At 61.7% G+C, this 18,374-nt stretch carries 14 protein-coding genes; 7 read left to right on the top strand and 7 right to left on the bottom strand.

The features are described 5' to 3' along the window. Window positions 1–3: 3 nt before the first annotated feature. A complete protein-coding gene (locus IEX78_RS01040) occupies window positions 4–867 on the bottom strand; it encodes an ABC transporter permease (RefSeq protein ID WP_188826812.1) in 864 nt (287 codons plus the stop codon). Between the two features lies 1 nt (window position 868). Then, window positions 869–1,711 carry an MlaE family ABC transporter permease gene (locus IEX78_RS01035; protein ID WP_188826811.1) on the bottom strand — a complete coding sequence of 281 codons (843 nt, stop codon included), beginning with the start codon at window positions 1,709–1,711 and terminating at the stop codon, window positions 869–871. Window positions 1,712–2,197: 486 nt separating this feature from the next. On the opposite strand from IEX78_RS01035, the gene IEX78_RS01030 reads away from it, so the two are divergent. Together IEX78_RS01030 and IEX78_RS01025 are read left to right on the top strand one after the other, a co-directional pair. Beyond that, the gene (locus tag IEX78_RS01030; RefSeq protein ID WP_188826810.1) at window positions 2,198–7,039 is read left to right on the top strand and encodes a DEAD/DEAH box helicase; all 4,842 of its coding nucleotides are present in this window, start codon (window positions 2,198–2,200) and stop codon (window positions 7,037–7,039) included. A 499-nt stretch (window positions 7,040–7,538) separates the two neighbouring features. Beyond that, entirely contained in the window at window positions 7,539–8,864 is a 1,326-nt protein-coding gene (locus IEX78_RS01025) for an NsdA family TPR-like regulatory protein (protein ID WP_188826809.1), read from the top strand. On the opposite strand, the gene IEX78_RS01020 is transcribed toward IEX78_RS01025, so the two are convergent. Next, window positions 8,821–9,426, bottom strand: coding sequence for a 2'-5' RNA ligase family protein (locus tag IEX78_RS01020; RefSeq protein ID WP_188826808.1), 606 nt, complete (start codon window positions 9,424–9,426; stop codon window positions 8,821–8,823). The two genes, IEX78_RS01025 and IEX78_RS01020, sit on opposite strands and share 44 nt — an antisense overlap. 455 nt (window positions 9,427–9,881) lie before the next feature. Between IEX78_RS01020 and IEX78_RS01015 the strand changes: the two genes are divergently transcribed. The 4 genes from IEX78_RS01015 (at window position 9,882) to IEX78_RS01000 (ending at window position 14,127) form a co-directional block, all read left to right on the top strand. Beyond that, on the top strand, window positions 9,882–10,892 hold the full coding sequence (locus IEX78_RS01015; RefSeq protein WP_188826807.1) for an aKG-HExxH-type peptide beta-hydroxylase: 1,011 nt from the start codon (window positions 9,882–9,884) through the stop codon (window positions 10,890–10,892). A gap of 7 nt (window positions 10,893–10,899) precedes the next feature. Next, complete coding sequence (locus IEX78_RS01010) at window positions 10,900–11,802, top strand: YcaO-like family protein (RefSeq protein ID WP_188826806.1); 903 nt, start codon at window positions 10,900–10,902, stop codon at window positions 11,800–11,802. Between the two features lie 80 nt (window positions 11,803–11,882). Further along, window positions 11,883–13,616 (top strand): methionine--tRNA ligase, encoded by a 1,734-nt coding sequence (metG, locus tag IEX78_RS01005; protein ID WP_188826805.1) that lies wholly within the window; start codon window positions 11,883–11,885, stop codon window positions 13,614–13,616. 169 nt (window positions 13,617–13,785) lie between these two features. Then, entirely contained in the window at window positions 13,786–14,127 is a 342-nt protein-coding gene (locus IEX78_RS01000; RefSeq protein WP_188826804.1) for a helix-turn-helix domain-containing protein, read from the top strand. Window positions 14,128–14,152: 25 nt separating this feature from the next. Here the strand turns inward: IEX78_RS01000 and IEX78_RS00995 are convergent, their stop codons facing one another. Then, entirely contained in the window at window positions 14,153–14,506 is a 354-nt protein-coding gene (locus IEX78_RS00995; RefSeq protein WP_188826803.1) for a hypothetical protein, read from the bottom strand. A 653-nt stretch (window positions 14,507–15,159) separates the two neighbouring features. Between IEX78_RS00995 and IEX78_RS00990 the strand changes: the two genes are divergently transcribed. Next, a complete protein-coding gene (locus IEX78_RS00990) occupies window positions 15,160–15,477 on the top strand; it encodes a hypothetical protein (RefSeq protein ID WP_188826802.1) in 318 nt (105 codons plus the stop codon). 370 nt (window positions 15,478–15,847) lie between these two features. Here the strand turns inward: IEX78_RS00990 and IEX78_RS00985 are convergent, their stop codons facing one another. From IEX78_RS00985 to IEX78_RS00975, 3 genes are all read right to left on the bottom strand, one after another. Then, the gene (locus tag IEX78_RS00985) at window positions 15,848–16,978 is read right to left on the bottom strand and encodes an FAD-dependent monooxygenase (protein ID WP_188826801.1); all 1,131 of its coding nucleotides are present in this window, start codon (window positions 16,976–16,978) and stop codon (window positions 15,848–15,850) included. A gap of 85 nt (window positions 16,979–17,063) precedes the next feature. Continuing rightward, complete coding sequence (locus IEX78_RS00980; RefSeq protein ID WP_188826800.1) at window positions 17,064–18,140, bottom strand: Rieske 2Fe-2S domain-containing protein; 1,077 nt, start codon at window positions 18,138–18,140, stop codon at window positions 17,064–17,066. 1 nt (window position 18,141) lies between these two features. Beyond that, the gene (locus tag IEX78_RS00975) at window positions 18,142–18,369 is read right to left on the bottom strand and encodes a recombinase-like helix-turn-helix domain-containing protein (protein ID WP_188826799.1); all 228 of its coding nucleotides are present in this window, start codon (window positions 18,367–18,369) and stop codon (window positions 18,142–18,144) included. Window positions 18,370–18,374: the final 5 nt, after the last annotated feature.

The following is an 18,374-nucleotide window of genomic DNA, read 5'->3' as shown; positions in this document are numbered from 1 at the left end:
GACTTACCCCGAAATCCGAATGCCCGGATCAATTCCCCAAATGGCAAGCGTGAGAAAAAGATTCGTGAACACCATCACGACGATGACCATCTTGATCGCGCGCCCCGCCGCCACGCCGACCCCTTCGGGACCGCCGGTCGCGGTGAAGCCGTAGTAGCACTGGATGAACGCGGCGATCAGCACGAAGATCACCACTTTGAGCAGGGAGAAGAACACGTCGCCCCCGATCAGAAACTGGAAGAAATAGTGGTCGTAGGTGCCAACGGTGGTGCCGCCGAGCACAAGCACGGCGACCTTGGTTGACAGGTAAGCGACCGCGAGCCCAACGGTGTAGAGCGGGACGATCGTGACGGTCGCGGCGATCATGCGGGTGGTCACCAGGTAGGGCAGCGGGCGGATCGCGATGGATTCGAGCGCGTCGATTTCTTCGGCGATGCGCATCGACCCAAGTTGCGCGGTGAATCGGCAGCCCGATTGGATGGCGAACGCGAGAGTGCCGAGGATCGGCGCGATCTCGCGTGTGGTGGCGAAACCGGAGATCGCGCCGGTCAGCGGGCCCATCGTCAGCATGTTCAGCGCGGTGTAGGACTCAACACCGACGGTGATGCCGCCGAACGCGCAGAGCACGATCACCACGCCAACCGTGCCGCCGCCGACGATGAGCGACCCGTTGCCCCACCCCACATCGGCGATAAGCCGACCGACTTCTTTGCGGTAGTGGCGCAGTGTGAACGGCACCGCGAGCAGCGCTTGGAAGAACACGATGGCCTGGTGCCCGAGCCGCTGATTGGCGCGCCACGGGCCGCTCGTCGCCGCCGCGATCACGCGGACCGGACGTAGCGCGGGCCGGGTGTATTCGGCGGCCATGTCAGGCCACCTTCGATGGAAAGAAGATGTTGTAGAGCTGCGTGACAATGATGTTGGTAGCGAACAACATTAGCGCCGACGTGACCACCGCCGAGTTCACCGCGTTCGCGACCCCGCCGGGTCCGCCTTTGGTGTGCAGGCCCATGTCGCAGGCGATGATCGCGGTGAGCAGGCCGAAGATCGCGGCCTTGACCAGCGCGACGATGAGGTCGCTCGCGACAGCGAACGACGCGAACGAGCTGATGAACGACCCCGGCGTGCCGTGCTGGGCGTAGACGTTGAAGAGGTACGCGGTCGCGAAGCCGACGAACACGATGAACCCGCACAACAGCATGCTGACCAGCACCGCGGCGGCAATGCGTGGGGCGACGAGTCGGCGGACCGGGTCGACCCCCATCACCCGCATCGCGTCGACTTCCTCCCTGATCGTGCGCGAACCAAGGTCGGCGCAGATCGCCGAACCGACCGCGCCTGCGATCATGAGGGACGTGACGAGCGGCGCGCCTTGGCGGATGATGCCGAGCCCGGCGACCGCCCCAATGAAGGTGGTCGCGCCGACTTGATTGACGAGCGCGCCGATCTGCAACGAGACAACAACCGCGACCGGGATCGCGACGAAAATGGTCGGCAGCGCCGACACGTTCGCCATAAACGCGCACTGTTTGATGAACTCGGTGAACGGAAACCGCCGCCGCACAAGCGATTCGACCAGCGCCGCGATGGCGACGCGGGCAAGCAGGACTTGCCTGCCGAGCGTCTCAATGGATTGTTGGGGATGGCGCCGCCACAGCCCGGAAGCGACGTTGACGATCTGGTGAACCTCTGCCGATCGGGATTGGCTCACGCCGCACCGACCCTTCCTGCCGGTCAGCGACTAGCCCCACGTGCCCGGCGACCCGCTGCCCGATACTCGTCTGCGATGAGAATCCTCGGTAACATAACGCAGAGGTTGGGGGTTACTCGTGGGTTTTGGAAACAAAGAGCCGTAGAAATTCCCCGACGAGATGCTGTGCCGTCGTGCATATTTCATGCACGACGCGCCGTCGTTGCAACGAAGGACTCGGCACGCACACGCGTTTCGCGGCTGCTCTATGCACCCGTGTTATTCACGATGTCGGCCTTTACCGTGGTATGGCCACCTTGAGGAGCGTCCGCCAGCACCGCGCGTCGTCATCCAGCCAAACGGTAGTCCCTACTGTCGACGGCGACGCCCGTGCCACGAAATCCATTGCGTCGCAAACCGGGCGGCTTGTCAGACCCCCTCGCTAACCTTCGCGGCGGAGCGCCTCGTCTGCAGTGTTCCGTGCCTCAACAGAAGGAGATCCGCCGCGTGCCATCACTGACCGAGCTTCTAGAGCAATTGGACCCCGATAACACAGTCCGCCGGGGAACTCAGTTCGAACGGATCTGCCAGTGGTTTTTGACCCACGATCCGTCCTACGCCAGCGAACTTGAACAAGTGTGGCTTTGGGACGATTGGCCCGACAGGTGGGGTAGCGACGCCGGGATTGATCTGGTCGCGAAAGGCCGCGATGGCAAGCTTTGGGCAATCCAGGCCAAGGCGTACTCCGAGACGACCTCAATCACCAAACGCGATATCGACACCTTCATCTCCGAGTCAGCCCGCTCGGTCTTCTCATTCAGACTGCTTATCGCCACGACCAATCAGCTGGGAGCCACCGCCAAACGCACGCTCGATGCTCAGGAGAAGCAGTCTGCCGTCCTGCTTCGTGGGGATCTCGAAGCATCGCGGCTCGACTGGCCGACCTCGCCCGACCACCTGCACGCCCGTCCCGTAGCAGGTAAGCGGCCTCGGCCGCACCAACGGTCTGCGATCGATGCCGTATTGAACGCGTTCAACGAAGGTGGTGATCGCGGCCAACTCATCATGGCTTGCGGTACAGGCAAGACCCTCACGAGTGTGTTCATCGCCGACGAACTCGGCACGGAGCGAGCCCTTGTCTTGGTGCCATCGCTTGCGTTACTGGCCCAAACCCTCCGGGAGTGGGCTGCCAACAGCTCGTCAGAGTTTGCCTCATTAGCTGTTTGCTCAGATGACACTGTCGTCAGCCGGGACACGGCAGCAACGACAGTCAGCGATCTCGGACGCCCGGTGACGACCGAACCGGCAGAGATCGCGGCGTTCCTACGAGGCTCTGGGCGCCGCGTCGTATTTACGACGTATCAATCCTCGCCACAGGTTGCCAAGGCTCTGGAGCTTGCCGGTGTGCCAGCGTTCGACCTCGCTGTCGCGGATGAGGCGCATCGTTGTGCTGGGCGGTCATCTACGGAGTTCGCGACGGTCCTCGACGATGGACTTATCCGGGCACGGCGGCGCCTGTTCATGACCGCAACCCCGCGTTTCTTCACAGGCGGCGTTGTGCGAGAGGGCCACGAGGCCGAGTTCGAGATCGCCTCGATGGACGATCACGCGAAGTTCGGTCCGGTGTTCCACCGGCTCGGGTTTTCCGAAGCGATTTCCGATGGTTTGCTGACCGACTATCGCGTTGTTGTCGTAGGTGTCGACAATGCCACATACCGGTCCTGGGCCGAACACGGGCGCTTCGTTACGACCGATGGGGTCAAGGTTACGGATGCTCGCACACTTGCCAGCCAGATCGGTCTGGCGAAGGCCATGCACCGCTACGACTTGCGTCGCACCATCAGTTTCCATTCTCGGGTCAATCGTGCGCGCGAATTCGCTGCGAATCTTCCTGCAGTCATCGATTGGATGCCGCCGGAACAACGACCGACAGGGAAAGTGTGGGCTGCACACGCCTCTGGCGATATGTCGACCGGCAAGCGTCATGCATTGCTCCAGAAGCTGTCTGATCTTTACGACTGCGACAGGGCACTGATGACGAACGCTCGGTGTCTCAACGAGGGCATCGATGTTCCAGCCCTCGACGGAGTTGCATTCATCGACCCTCGACAGTCTGAGGTCGACATCGTGCAGGCAGTCGGTCGCGCGATCCGACGTGTTGAGGACAAGACGCTCGGCACGATCGTCATCCCTGTGTTCGTTGACTCCGAACAAGACCCGGAAACCACTCTCAACGAATCCAGCTTCAAACCTGTGTGGAATGTAATCCAGGCTCTTCGTTCCCACGACGACACGCTGGCCGAGACTCTCGATCACCTGCGACACGAGCTCGGCAAACGAAGCGGGCCCGGATCGATCCAACTTCCCAGCAAGATCGTTGTCGATCTGCCCACGACTGTCTCCGGCGAGTTCGCTGAGGCGTTCAACGTACGTCTGGTCGAGAAGACGACCTCCACATGGGAGCTCTGGCTGGCGTTGCTTGAGCAATTCATCGAACGCGAGGGACACGCGCTGGTTCCCGCAACCTACACGACCGACGGCCACGCTCTCGGATCTTGGGTGGCTACTCAGCGGCACAAGCGCGCCACGGGTCGACTTACCGTTGCACGCGTGCAACGACTCGATGCAGTCCCGGGCTGGACCTGGGATGCGCTCACTGCCCAGTGGGAAGAGGGATTCGCGCGACTGGTCACTTTCGTCAGCGAACACGGCCACGCTCGAGTCCCACAGTCCTTCACTGTTGACGAGTACAAGCTCGGTACATGGGTGACGATCCAGCGCACGAATTATGCCGCTGGCCGCGGGCTACCCGACCGTGAAGCGCGTCTCAGGAACCTGCCGGGGTGGTCGTGGGATCCTCGCTCTGACCAGTGGGAAGCCAGGTTCGAGCACCTTGTGGGATTTACCGAAGCACACGAGCATTCTCGTGTGCCCAAGGACTACACAGTCGACGGATGCGGTCTCGGCGGCTGGGTCCAGATTCAGCGCAGCAGATACAACAAGGGGATTCTCGAACCAGTCCGAGCCGATCGCCTGCAGGCTCTGCGAGGCTGGACCTGGACCCCTGATGCGGACCAGTGGGATAAGTTCTTCGCGCTACTCGTGACCTATGTCGATAAGCACGGGCATCCTCGTGTTCCGCAGACCTACGTCTTAGACGGTCATCGCCTCGGGAGTTGGCTCAGTAATCAGCGCCACAGTCTCGCGAAGGGAACTTTGTCCGCTGACCGAGCCAAACGACTCACAACGTTGCCCGGCTGGACAGCGATCGACCCGTGGGAACAGGCGTTCACACTGCTCGGGAACTACGCCAAAGAACACGGCCACACCCGCGTTCCGAAGGGCTACACCGTCGGGCACGACCGCCTCGGCAACTGGGTTGCCAAACAACGCGACAAGTACTCTGCCGCAACCTTGGCTGTAGACAAGATCGAACGACTGAACACTATGCCGGGCTGGACCTGGGACCCATACGCTGATTCGTGGGAAGACAGCTTTCGTCTGCTAGAGGAGTATGCCCAGGCCAACGGTCACGCTGCGGTCCCCCGGCCATACACGGTGAATGGATCCCGCTTGGGGCAGTGGGTCGGGGTGCAACGCTCCTCCTTCAGCAAAGGACGGCTCGCCGCTGGTCGAGCAGCGCGACTGGAAGCGCTGCCGATGTGGTCGTGGGACCCGGCGAGTGACCGATGGGAGGCTGGCTTCGTGCAGCTGACCGGCTTCGTTGGCGAGCATAGGCACGCACAGGTTCCCAAGTCGTATGTGGACGAATCGGGATTCCCGCTGGGAAGTTGGGCCGCTACACAACGTAATCGACGTGCCAGAGGTACCCTGCCCGTGGATCAGGAGCGGCGCCTCAACCATCTTCCCGGTTGGGTATGGGATATCCGAATTGACCAGTGGGAGCAGGGATTCCGGCACCTGACTGCCTACGTAGACCAACACGGCCACGCTCGCGTCTCTAGTGGTCACGTCGACCACGCCGGGTACCGGCTCGGGCAATGGTGCAAAGTTCAGCGCCGTAACCGGAATCTGTCTGCCGAGAGACGGCGCCGGTTGGAGGCGCTGCGGGACTGGACGTGGGATGCCGTTGCAGACCAGTGGGGGCAGGGATTCCGGCACCTGACTGCCTATGTCGACCAACACGGCCATGCCCGAGTGCCGGACGCATTCCAATCAGAGGACAAATTCCGGCTTGGGCAGTGGGTGGGAGTACAACGTCGCGCACAGTCCACGGGCAGCCTTTCCACCGACAGGCAACGGCGACTGACGACGTTGCCTGGTTGGACGTGGAACCCAGTCGCCGATCAGTGGGAACACGGGTTTGCTGTGCTCACCATCTTTGCGGAAGAGAATGGCCACGCTCGCGTCCCCAGCGAATGCCTGGCCGGAGACTTCCCTGTCGGGCAGTGGGTCCTCACGCAGCGCGCCAGGTACGCCAGTGGACGAATTCCCGACGAACAGATCCAACGGCTTGAAGAACTAGCGGGGTGGAGCTGGGACACCCTCGCGGACCAGTGGGAGGCTAGCCTCGCTCGCCTTATTGATTACGTAACCGAACACGGCCACGCCCTCGTGCACCAGGACCACGTCGACCAGACCGGCTTTCGACTCGGGACGTGGGTAGCGACCCAACGCAGCCGATACACCAAAGGCATCCTCGATGCTGCACGAGTGCGTCGGATAGAACAGTCCGTACCAGGCTGGAGCTGGGATCCCCACACCGACCGGTGGGAACAGGGATTCCAGCACCTCACCACGTACGTTGAAAAGCACGGCCACGCGCGCGTGCCTAGAGCCTACGAGGTCGACGGTTACCGACTCGGCGGATGGTGCAAGACACAGCGCACCGCTCGCGCCAAGGACAGCCTCTCGATCGAGAGGTACGAGCGACTCAACTCTCTGACGGGCTGGGCTTGGGATGCTAACGCCGAAAGCTGGCAGCAGGGACTGGCCCAGCTGATCGCGTTCGTCGATCAGCACGGCCACGCGCGCATACCCCGCGACTGCATCGTCGATGGATACCCGCTCGGAAACTGGGCATCCAACCAGCGTGCAGCACGCGCCCGGGGCGCACTCTCCGCCGCCCGAATGAAGCGTATTGAGGAAGCTGTACCTGGCTGGAGTTGGGCCGCGCTCAGCGACAGGTGGGCCGAGGGCTTCGCTCGGCTGCTTGCCTACACGGCAGCGCACGGCCACGCCCTCATCCCTCAATCGTATGTCGACCAGACCGGTTTCCGCCTCGGCACTTGGGTAGCGACCCAACGAACGAGGTACACGAACAATGCTCTCTCCACCGACCGCATCGAACGACTCGAATCTGTCGACGGCTGGGCATGGAAAGCATAAGGATGACACAACGCGATCGGTGCACCCGCCGTGCCAAGGAGCGCTTCGTGCGCAAGTCGAACAGGGTGCAGACGTTCCACCCAATGGAGAACTAGCGGCCCTACGAACCGGTAGTTCGTTGGTCCCGATGTGAGGTTGCCGATCACAAATTCGGGCTGAGTAGCGCTGCGAGACAGAGGGGGCACGGTCTCGCAGCGCTGGAACAACCACACCAGGTCTGCAACCGGTCGCCGCAGGCAAAGCGGCCGAGTTGCTACGGGCGCCCTCGGCGAGGCTGCGGCACCGCTCCGCGAAGGAACGCTGTTTAGGTCCGGAACCGCAGTTGGAGCGCTCGGTGTCGCAGCGTTCTTGCTGGGCGTGCGGTCATTAGACCGCTGCGCGCGGACCACTGAGGTCAAGCCTGCATATGAAGCGCGGGGAGCTCGAATTAGCAACAGCCATGCGGCGTTACACATACGATTGGCGGAAACCTTTACGTCCAAGTCGATGCGGGGGCCAGATGCCACAAGCGCGAGCATGGACCGGCTTCGAAGCGGTTGCGCTGCAAGAAGCGATGCGATTATCTGTGCGCCAATTCGCTGACAAACTCGGCGTCGAGGTGACGACGGTGAGTCGTTGGCGCAGCGGGCTCGGGTCGACGCCTCTGCGCGCCAGGACGCAGCAACTACTTGACGTCACCTTGCGACTTCACGCTGACGAGCACGTCAGGGCGCGCTTCGACGAGATCGTCGCCGCTGGTGAATCCATGTGGCGCGCGTCGAATGGCAAAAACGCCAGTCGGCATCGAAAGGCCGCCGCCCCCAACGGTTTTGGCGAAGTTCATTCCTTCGAGCGTCCGGCAGGGATTATCGAACGGATGCGAAAGCTCAGCAATGGGAACGTAGAGGAGCCCGTGCTTATCGCATTAGACATTGCTCTGCGTGACCTTCTGTCCCGATATGAACTCGAAGGGCCCGCTCAGCTTGTTCCTGACGTACTCGCCCTACGCCATCAGACAGACGAACTCGTTCAGCAGTGCCGTCATCCCGATCACCTAGCGCGACTTTACCGAATTGCGGGCCAGACTTCGGGTGCTCTCGCCTACATGGCAGTAAACGTCGGGCGATTCAGACACGCCGAGGTGTACATCCAGGAAACCGTCGGTCTCGCCAAATTCACCGGTGACCAGCAGTTAATGGCGTGGACACGCGGGACAGAGAGCTTCGCCTATTATTATCAGGGCGAATATTCTCGGGCCGTTGACGCCGCCCGAGAGGGAATTCGGGTAGCGGACGGAAGCCGGGAAGCCATTCGGCTCTATTCGAATGGTCTGGCACGCGCCCTGGGAAAGATTGGTGATTCGGAGGGCGTGAAGCGGGCCGTCGCGGACGCCGTGAAACTCGGCGAAACTTGCGACGCTCCATCGGGACTCACCCCGGCGCTGTCATTCGAGCCGTACGGCGCCGCACGAGTAATGGCAAACGCTGCCACCGCACATTTGTCAGCCGGGGAATTTCAGCAAACGCTGGATTATGGACAGCTCGTCTCCGAGTTGGTCGATACCTCAGATTCTGTATGGAGCCAGGCCCTCGTCCGCCTCGACGTCGCGACCGCGTTTGCTAACCAAACGAACAGAGAGGTCGAACATGCGATGAAGCTAGGAATGGAAGCACTCACCGCCTGCCGAGAACAACCAATTCGCTCGGTGTGGCAGCGCGCGCACGACCTGGCTTCGAGTGTCGCGACTGCAGATACCGCAGCGGTTTCCGAATACACCGAACAATTGCGATCATGGTCGAAGGCTAATGCGGCGGTCGTCCAGGACCGGCTCGCCGTAGCGGGATAGACGCCTGTTCTTCCCACTCGTATGCGGTCTCAGTGCGCCACAACCGCACCAGCTTGACTGCGTTGACGACCGTTGGGACTGGCGCCAATGTCCTAAGTTCCGAGACTGTTTCACGAATTTTGGTTATCGGCTGGCGCGCCGAACTATACGCGATGCCGATATGCGGGCGAAGATCTTTCTGCGGCTTCGCTGAATTGGTGTTCAGAACGATTCCTTGAGCGCGACGGAGCTGCTCAACCAAATCAAGAACCGGAGACCACGGTGTTACGGAGAACCGGATCGCACCGGCCGAACCGGTCAGCGGACCGACATCGAGCTGGAACTGGTAGGTCGACCCTAATTCCTCGGCCGCATTCGTGATGATACGTTCCAACATAGAATTGCTGACCACATCAGGCGGTCCAACCCGAAGCAACGTCATATGTAGGCACCCAGTTGGCACTGGACGAAGGTCAAATTCCTCCAGCGCCACTTGGCACGCATTGGCGGCAGCCGCGAGAGAATCATTCTCGAAGGTCAAATACCAATAATAGGCCGACGCACCCTTTGGCCAGGGCTTCATCACCCAATGGTCCCCCATCTCATGTAGCGAGGAAAAAGCCTCCCAATCGTTTCTTCTTATTTCCTCGGCTTGGTCGACAGCGTGTGGATACCTGGGGGGAAACGTCATGCTCGTCAAGACTCTCCGTCGCGTGCCTGGCTGGGTGCAGCAATCGTATCCACGTCTAGCGCAGCTTTCCCACGGACCGGCAGCAGACGCCGTCGGGCGCCCTCTCACCGCCTGCCCTGACCTGGTTCCGCCTACGGTACGCCCACGCTACGCCTACGTTGCGCGATTCCTTCCGCACCTTTCGCAGGCCACGATGGAAACCAACGCCCGTTCGACTAGGACGGCCAACTCCACAGCAGGGAGGAGGGAACGATGGAATTCGAAATTGACTCGATCGATGACAGCTACATCGCGGAAGTTCAGCACACCATGCAGTCAAGCTAGAAGAAAGCGAGGCGTCCGGGGCTATGCTCACGAAACCTGAAATTGAAAACTTGTTCTCGGCGGTTCCGGACGCATCGCGGTCTGCGGTTCTGCGCACCCGAATGAACGAACAGTTGCTCTCCGATTTAGCTAAATACACCACGATTGCGGCCAAGGTGTTTCCCGTAGCCGCAGAACGCGTCGAAGCCATACTTCCGGTGGTCGACCCGACTGCCAAGCTCTCGCCGTTGCTTTACGTGATTCACCACGATGTGCGAAACGGACTGCAAAATCAAAATGCCCCTGCGGTTGGGTCGGCTCTTAGTCGACTCATCGGTGCGATCGAAAAGGGAAGCGGTTCAGCGCCTTCGCGCCTCACTGCAGGAAACATCGTGGGCGACGCACTCGACGGATCCTTGATCGAGACCATCGTTCGCGAACTGCCCGCTGACGGCGATGGGCAGTTGGCACAGGTCCTGCCAGCACGTTCCGCCGAATATCGGCGGGCGCGCCGATGGTTCGAGGAGGGCTTAACCGTGATGCAAGACGTGGATCCGGAACTGTTCGGCGAGCTCGGTCAGTACGGTGCCGAGTTGCGCCTTTTCACGGGAACTCACGCACGCGGCGTAACCAGCGTCAAGGCATTCGGCCAGATATTGCTCCGCGTACCAGACGAGTCCGAGTACGAGCAAGGCCCGCTGTACTTTTTGGATCACATCACTCACGAAACTTCGCACCTGGCGCTTCACTCGATGATGAATGTCGACAGATTGATCAGCAACGGGTTTACCAGCGTGCACGATGCACCGATCCGAAAGGACAAGCGTCCGCTCTACGGCATATATCACGCGACTTTCGTTCTCAGCCGAATCGTGCGGGTGTTAGCGCGGGTTGCCAAGCAAGTTCCATCGGAAAGGTGCGATCGACTTAGAGATATCCAACTAGAACGGTTCCGCAAGGGGCACGCGACTGTCATGGGGAACGCCGAACTCACCGTCGCAGGGCGAGCGGTCATGGATTCCTGTGCACGACTGGTCGAAGATGCAATCGGATAGTCGGGGTTTGCCGGAACTTGCAGAGATTCCGGTTCGGTACTTTGCGCGACGTTGCCAGGCCGACCCAAACCTGTGGGGCGTTAAAGCCGGGATTCGCGTGACCCACAGCGGCCAGAGTCGACCGGTAGTCGGATTTTCGTGCGGCGAGGAACCCGAGGCGGCCTGGCAGAGAGCACGGTCAGAGCTCTTCGAACGCCTACTCACCGCCTGGCTCAAAATGTCGTGGGCTGAGGCATCCTTCCGCGAGAGTGTCGCTCCCAGCACTGCTGCCGCGATCGAGAGCCTGATCGGTCGTGACGCCACTGGACTCGCATTTCATCCCGATTCATCGCAAGCTCGTGCACATGCGACCTTCGAACTGATGGAGCGTCATATCCTCGGGCGTATATGGTACGACGACCTACGCATTCAGCCATTGGAATCTTCCCCACGCTGGAGCGCCCCAAACGTGGAAACGGCGCTCTACACAACTGTGCGGCAGGTCGAATTGGGCCACTTTGTTCTGTCGTCAATTTATGACAAACGCAACGAGATATTCGTTGTCGGTTCTGCAATTCGCGAAACTATGAACGAAGCGGCCGAGCATGCGTGGGAAGAGGCTGCGGTCATGCACGATTCGCAACTGAACGACTCTCAGTCTCCCTATGTCCGGCCCCAGTCGCGGGAGCGTCACAGGTCACTTCGCGGAGCGCTGAGTAAAGACCGTTTCCGGCACTTGCAATCCAAGGTTGGAAGTACGGGAGAAGGCGGCATGCGCGCGATCGCCGTACCGAGCAGGCTTGCTAGGGAACAACTTGTCCAAACCAGCGTTGGATGCCTTGTTCGGAGTTGGGTCCCGACTGGGGATTTCGCGTTGGTCTCGGATTACCGCGCCGCGAACACCGATATCGTCCGAGATCCGTTCTGCTAGCTGCGGACCCAGCACCGACCGCAATCCGCCGCAGGTAGCATGGCGGCCACTCCACCACCATCCACGAGGGGACTGCCAGGATGACTAGGCACCTGATCACGAGTGCCCTGCCCTACATTAACGGCGTCAAGCACCTGGGGAACCTGATCGGCTCGATGCTCCCCGCCGACGCCTACGCCCGCTATCTACGCGCGCGCGGCGAGGATGTGCTCTTCATTTGTGCCACGGACGAACACGGCACGCCTGCGGAGTTGGCGGCCAAGGAGGCCGATCAATCTCCGGCCGAATTCTGCGCCGAGGCGCACGATATGCAGAAATCCATGTATGACGAGTTTGGTTTGTCGTTCGATCACTTCGGTCGTACCTCCTCAGCGCAGAATGCGGAACTGACCCAGCAATTCGCGCGGACATTGCACGCCAACGGGTTTATCGAGGAACGGTCGACCCGGCAGGTCTTCTCCATTGCCGACGACAGATTCCTGCCCGATCGATACATCGTGGGCACGTGTCCGCATTGCGGATACGACCGGGCGCGTGGCGACCAATGCGAAAACTGCACGCGGCTACTGGATCCCACTGACCTGATCGAACCGCGCTCCGCAGTCAGTGGGTCCACGGCGCTCGAAGTGCGCGAGACCAAACATCTGTATTTGCTTCAGTCGAAGCTGCAGGACGAGGTCGAGGGTTGGATCAACCTTGCCGGGGACGCTTGGCCACACCTGGCCACCTCCATCGCAAGGAAATGGATCGCGGAGGGTCTGCGCGACCGGGCGATTACGCGGGACCTGGAGTGGGGCGTACCCGTCCCTGACGACACGTGGCCCGAACTCGCCGCAGACGGCAAGGTTTTCTACGTCTGGTTCGACGCACCGATCGGGTACCTGGCGGCGACCAAGGAATGGAGCGATGCCGAACCGGCGGCGCGGGACTGGAAGTCGTGGTGGCACGATGCCGACTCGGTGTATCACACGGAGTTCATGGGCAAGGACAACGTTCCGTTCCATACCGTCATGTTCCCGGCAACAATTCTGGGAACACGCGAGCCGTGGACCATGGTCGGCAACGTCAAATCCTTTAGTTGGTTGACGTACTACGGTGGCAAATTCTCGACATCACAACACATCGGCATTTTCATGCGGGATGCGCTCGACCTGCTGCCAGCCGACTACTGGCGTTACTTCCTCTTGGCGAATGCGCCCGAGTCCGACGACGTTAGCTTCACCTGGGAGCTGTTCGCCGCGCAGGTGAACAAGGACTTGGCCGACGTATTGGGCAACTTCGTGAATCGCGTCCTTACCTTCTCGCACAAGCGTTTTGGTGATCAGCTGCCCGCAGGACACGAGCCTGGTGAGGCCGAACGGGAATTAGGCGGCCAGCTGCAGGAAATGCTGCGCGAGTACGAAAGCTGCCTCACGGCAACACAATTCCGCAAGGCAGCTCACGTGCTACGCACGATGTGGAGTCTGGGCAACGAGTATGTCAACGACAAAGCCCCCTGGGTTCAGGTTAAGACCGATGAGGACGCAGCGGCCCTTACTCTGCGCACCGCGGCCAACCTGATCTACCTGTTCGGAATGATTTCCGAGCCCTTTATTCCGACAACCGCTTTAGCGCTGCGCGCGATATGGGGAACTCCTGTCGCGGAACCAATGGACAATCAGTTCCCCGACGAGAAAGCCGTTCAACGACTTGACTGGTTGCCAGCGGGAACCAAGTTCACGGTGCCGGGCGTCCTGTTCCGCAAGATTTCCGACGACAACGTGGCAGCGTGGCGATCTCAATTCGGACCGGATGCGGAGAGCTGCCTCCGCTGAGCAGCGTGGGGCGCGACCCGACCCCACACCGCCCGAGCGAGCTGGTCTCCATCGTTGCTACACACCGTCGGGCAACAACGTTGAGCCGAGGTTCAGCGGCTCAACAAACCTGCCAAGCCCCCGCTCACCAAGAGTTCGTCCGCACGATCGAGAGAGGAGAACTGGACAGATGAGCCACAACCGATGGAAGACCCTGCGAGAACGCCAACTTACCGAGAGCTACACCGAACCCGCCGACGTCACCGAAGCCCGCCGCGAGATCCAACTCTCCATGGCGCTTGCTCAAGCCGTGTACGACCGACGCACCGAACTCGGCCTCACCCAAGTCGAACTCGGCGAACGAGCGGGGCTCACCCAAGCCAAAATCTCACGTATCGAGGGCTCCGACACTGTGCCCACCCTGCCCCTGCTCGCGAAACTCGCCACGGCGCTCGACGCTACGCTCAACATCGCCCTCGACGCCGAGGAAACCAAGGTCACGTTCACCAGCCACCACACCGACGCCGCCTGAGCTCAAGAGCTGCGGCACCGGCTGTTCAATCGGCCGATCGATCGACGGAACCCGGGGCAGCCGGGTCGGGAAGGCTTCCTGCGGCTGACCTGTTCGTCGCGCGCTCCGCCGACGAGGCACGCCAACTCGCTATGAATTGCTCGGCCGACTCAACGGAAATCTCCTCGTGCGGCCCATCCGTTCGGGGGTTGTAGCGTCGGAGATAGTCGGTAGGACGCCATGTGAAGTCGGCGCCGAGCGCTTCGTCGGTGGGTACCGTGCGGGTGTCGGTGCGGCGCACGAGGCCAGTAATCCGACGTGCACGCACGCCATCGAGGTAGCCCCTCTCGTCATCGATCAGTGCGAAGTAGCGCACTGCGGGTTCGTTACCGCCAGGCATCGTCGTTGTCCTCCAACGGGATTCGCGTCGTCGTCCGTACTGTATTGCCACGCCCCGCGCGGCCGCGCTCCGCACAGCACACTGGCACCGGGACCGCTGACTTCCCGTCGAGATGCCGTGCAGCCGTGCATATTTCCTGCATAACGAGCCTCCATCGTTATCATTGGTTCCCTCGGCTCGCCGTATTCCCGGAAAGGCCCCCGCGCATGACGCACAGTTCTGCCGCATCACAGTTGCCGAGCGTCGTCGTGATCGGTGCGGGATTCGGCGGCATCGCGATGGGAGCCACCTTGCTGCGCGCCGGTAGCTACACCGCGTAGTAGGCCGTCGATTGTCGCTGGCGGGCCCAACTGATCCGCGGCTAAACCTGGTGCACGGCAGTGATATTCGAACGGTAAGCGCTATTACCGCCACCGTTCACCGCTATCGTGGGGCCCATGCATACGGAGGGTCCCACCGCTGACGCCCTGCTCGCTGCAGGCCAGCCGACCGCGCCATCCTTGAAGGCCAGCTCGCCAGCGGCAGAGTAGACGGAATGATCGCGGCCAAAGCCGTGTTAGGCATACTGCTCACCGCGGTTTTGGACAAACGCAACAGCCGCCGCGTTCCGTATCTGGACCAGCGAGACCGACAAGACTCACATCGGCATTCTTATGCTTGAGCGCGCTCAAGCATCACCGGGCGATTTGCTCGTCTACCGCCTAATTGAAGCCCATCTGCACTCACTGAGCAGTGGCGATCCCGATACCGCAGCCAACGCGGTCGATTCGATCATGCAGTCCTGTGTGAACTTTGCCGCCGAGCACGACCCGAGGCTCATCCCTCGCATTTTGAACAACTGGGCGCTGCACCTGGCCGAGGTCTACCAACCCGCGATTCGGACCCCGGCACTCCAAGAGGCCGAACGCAAGTGGGGCCCTAGCCAGCCGGGCGCGCTGTTCTTCCCGCACCCGATGCCTTGGGTGACGTGAGATCCCTATGAGCCACGGGCGAGACAAGTCGCCACCAATGACGCGGCAATCCTGTAGCTGATCCCACCCATTCCAACCAGTTCGCGACCCGCTAAGGCCGTCGGGCTCCTCGCAGAGGAGCGCACCGAACTCGGGATGCCGCTGTCACGGTCGCTCGGCAAGCGAGTCTGGGAACTTCGCGGTCCGGCGTGCGGATACCGCTGGACCGAGGGCGATCTCGTCATCCGTTCGCCGTGAGCGTGGGCGCGGATTCCACTTCGGCCGAGCAAGTTCTCGGCAGGCCACACGAACGGTAGCCTCTCTCAGCAAACCTATTGCACGACAGCATCTTCCGCTTCCGCCGCAAGGTCGTGCTCGTCGAATATCAGTGCTACGCAACACTTCCCAACGGCGCGGTCCAGGCGTCGTACTCGTACACCCAGTCACCGTTGCCCGCCGTTTTCAGCCATTCGTTGGACCGAGAACCACGCTGGATCTGTGCGGTGCGGTCCATCCGTGTGTTCGCGTACGCGGCGAGGGCGTCAGCGGGGTTGGCATAATCGTTCGAGCCCAAGCAGCGGGCCAGCACTACCGCGTCTTCTATCGCCTGTCCTGCGCCCTGGGCCATGAACGGCATCATCGGATGACACGCGTCGCCAAGAAGTGCGGCTGAGCCCTCGGTCCACGCGGGCAGTGGATCACGCACGTACAGAGCGGATTTCAGTACGGTGCCGCAGGCGTCTAGCAGGGCGCGAGCCTCAGGGTGAAAGTCGCGGTACAGACCGCGCAGTTCGTCGGCACTGCCGGGCGTTGTCCACGACTCTTCGGTCCATTCGTCCTGCGCGCAGGTGGCGAAGATAAAGATGTCCTTGCCCTGGCGCAGCGGGAACGTCACGATCTGCGTCGCCGCGTCCGGTCCCCACCATTTGGTGAAGCAGTCCAGATTCGGCACGGACGCGACCGCCTCCGCCGGAACCACCGCCCGAAATGCCACAACACCGGTGAAGGTGGGCCGTTCTGGGCCAAACAGCGCGGTACGGACAGCCGAATGGATCCCGTCCGCGCCGATAATCACATCGGAGCAATGAATGTCGCCATCAGCGAAGTGGATTGCCCCGTCCTTGACGTCGACAACCGGGCGACCCAGCGAGACGTTTTCCCGTGGCAGCGCCGCTTCAAGGGCAGACATGAGGTCGCCCCGGTGCATGGTGAGCTGCGGAGAACCGTAGCGAGCCTCCGCCGACGATCCCATTTCGAGTCGCGAAGTCTCCTCGCCCGTATCCCAGGTTCGGCTAATCCGGAACTGCGGACGGGCCGCTGAAGCCCGCAGCGCTGCCCCCACACCGAGCCCGTCGAGGGCGCGGACCGCATTCGGGGTCAGATTGATGTCGGCGCCGACCCGGGCGAATCGGCTGGTCCGCTCGAAAACGCGCGCGTCGATACCGACCTTGCGGAGCGCGAGGGCTGCGGTGAGCCCGCCGATACCCGCACCGCAGATGGCTACGCTGGATGCCTTGCTCATGATCTCTTCCCTCGAACCTTCGAACCTATGAATCCGACCCACCAGCGGTGAATCAGCTACGCCTTCGTGACCCAACGACTCCGGCTCATGCCGATTCGCCCGCCAGGATCGCCGCCTGCTTGCTCGCGTCGGCTCGGTAAATACGGCGGATACGCGAAACACCCAGATCGTGCTGGTACAGGTGTTCCTGGTGATCAGCGTCGGCTGCGAGCGCCTCAAGCACCTCGCGGTCCTGTTCAAGAACCTGCCAGTGTCGGGCTTCGAGCCGAGTGCGGTAAAGGAAGCGCCACACCTCACGCTCCCAGCCGTCGACCCGGCGGGTGCGCCAGTGGAAAACCGCGGAATTGCCCTCGTCGATCGGCGTGGCCATGCCGACGATGCCGAATACACCGCCAGGTCCGGCATTCGGGGCGTAGGGAATTTCCAAGTCGACGTAGTCCATGGACCCGCGCACATACTCGACCCAGTCGAAGTTCACGCCGACCTGATCGGTCTTTTCGAAGAAGAAACCACGGTCGGTTTCGCGGATTCGGAAGCGCGCCGAGATGCCGCCGCCCGACATCGAATGCGAATCGCGGTGCAAGAACGCACCATGCATCGGATCGAGGACGTTGTCCATATAGAAGCGCCAAGGCCCGGCCCATTCGGCGAAGTTCGGGAACCAGGAGACAGCCTCGTCGGTGAAGCGGTCCGGCAGAACAAACGGTGTCGGCCGCGAATCTGGGGTCAACGGGACGAACGCGAAGATGGTGTCGACGGCCTCAACGACCTGCAAAGACACTGTCGCTTTCTTACCTTCAAGCGCGCAACCCGGCATGCCAGGCACGGCAACGACGGTTCCGGTGCCGTCGACCTGGACGCCGTGATACCTGCACGCGAGCCGGTCGCCGAGATGTTGACCGACCGACAACGGCGCGCTGCGATGCGGACAGCGGTCCTCAAGCATGTAGACGGTGCCCTGCGGATCCCGGAACAGTACCCAGTCGACCGACAACCGGGTGACCTTCTTGGATTCCCCAGGCTTCACCATGCGAGACGGCAGGATCGGATACCAACGGTCGCGCAAGCCGGTTGCGGCGATATCGGCGGCGGTCAGGTCCCTGCGGACGCCGACGGCGCGTTTCTTCTGACCGCCGCCTGAGGTCGGGGTGGCAGTGCTCATCTCAGGCTCCCAGTCGTCGCATCTCGGCGCGGAAATTGTCCTCGTTCCATGCCTGCCCGTCGGGGGCGTGCAGACCCAGCTCGTTCAGTCCCGCGATCAGCCCGGGCAGGTCGTGGGTGCCCTGTCCGAAAATCTCCATAATCGAACCGGACAGCTTGGCCTCGTAGGGGCTGATCGGTCCGGGGTGTGTTTGGTGCGGTTCGAGGTAGTGCGCGGCGTTGTCAGGCATTGGCT

It is taken from the genome of Nocardia camponoti, from assembly GCF_014646135.1.
Classification (GTDB): Bacteria; Actinomycetota; Actinomycetes; order Mycobacteriales; family Mycobacteriaceae; genus Nocardia; species Nocardia camponoti.
This window is presented reverse-complemented; position numbering and strand designations above follow the sequence as displayed.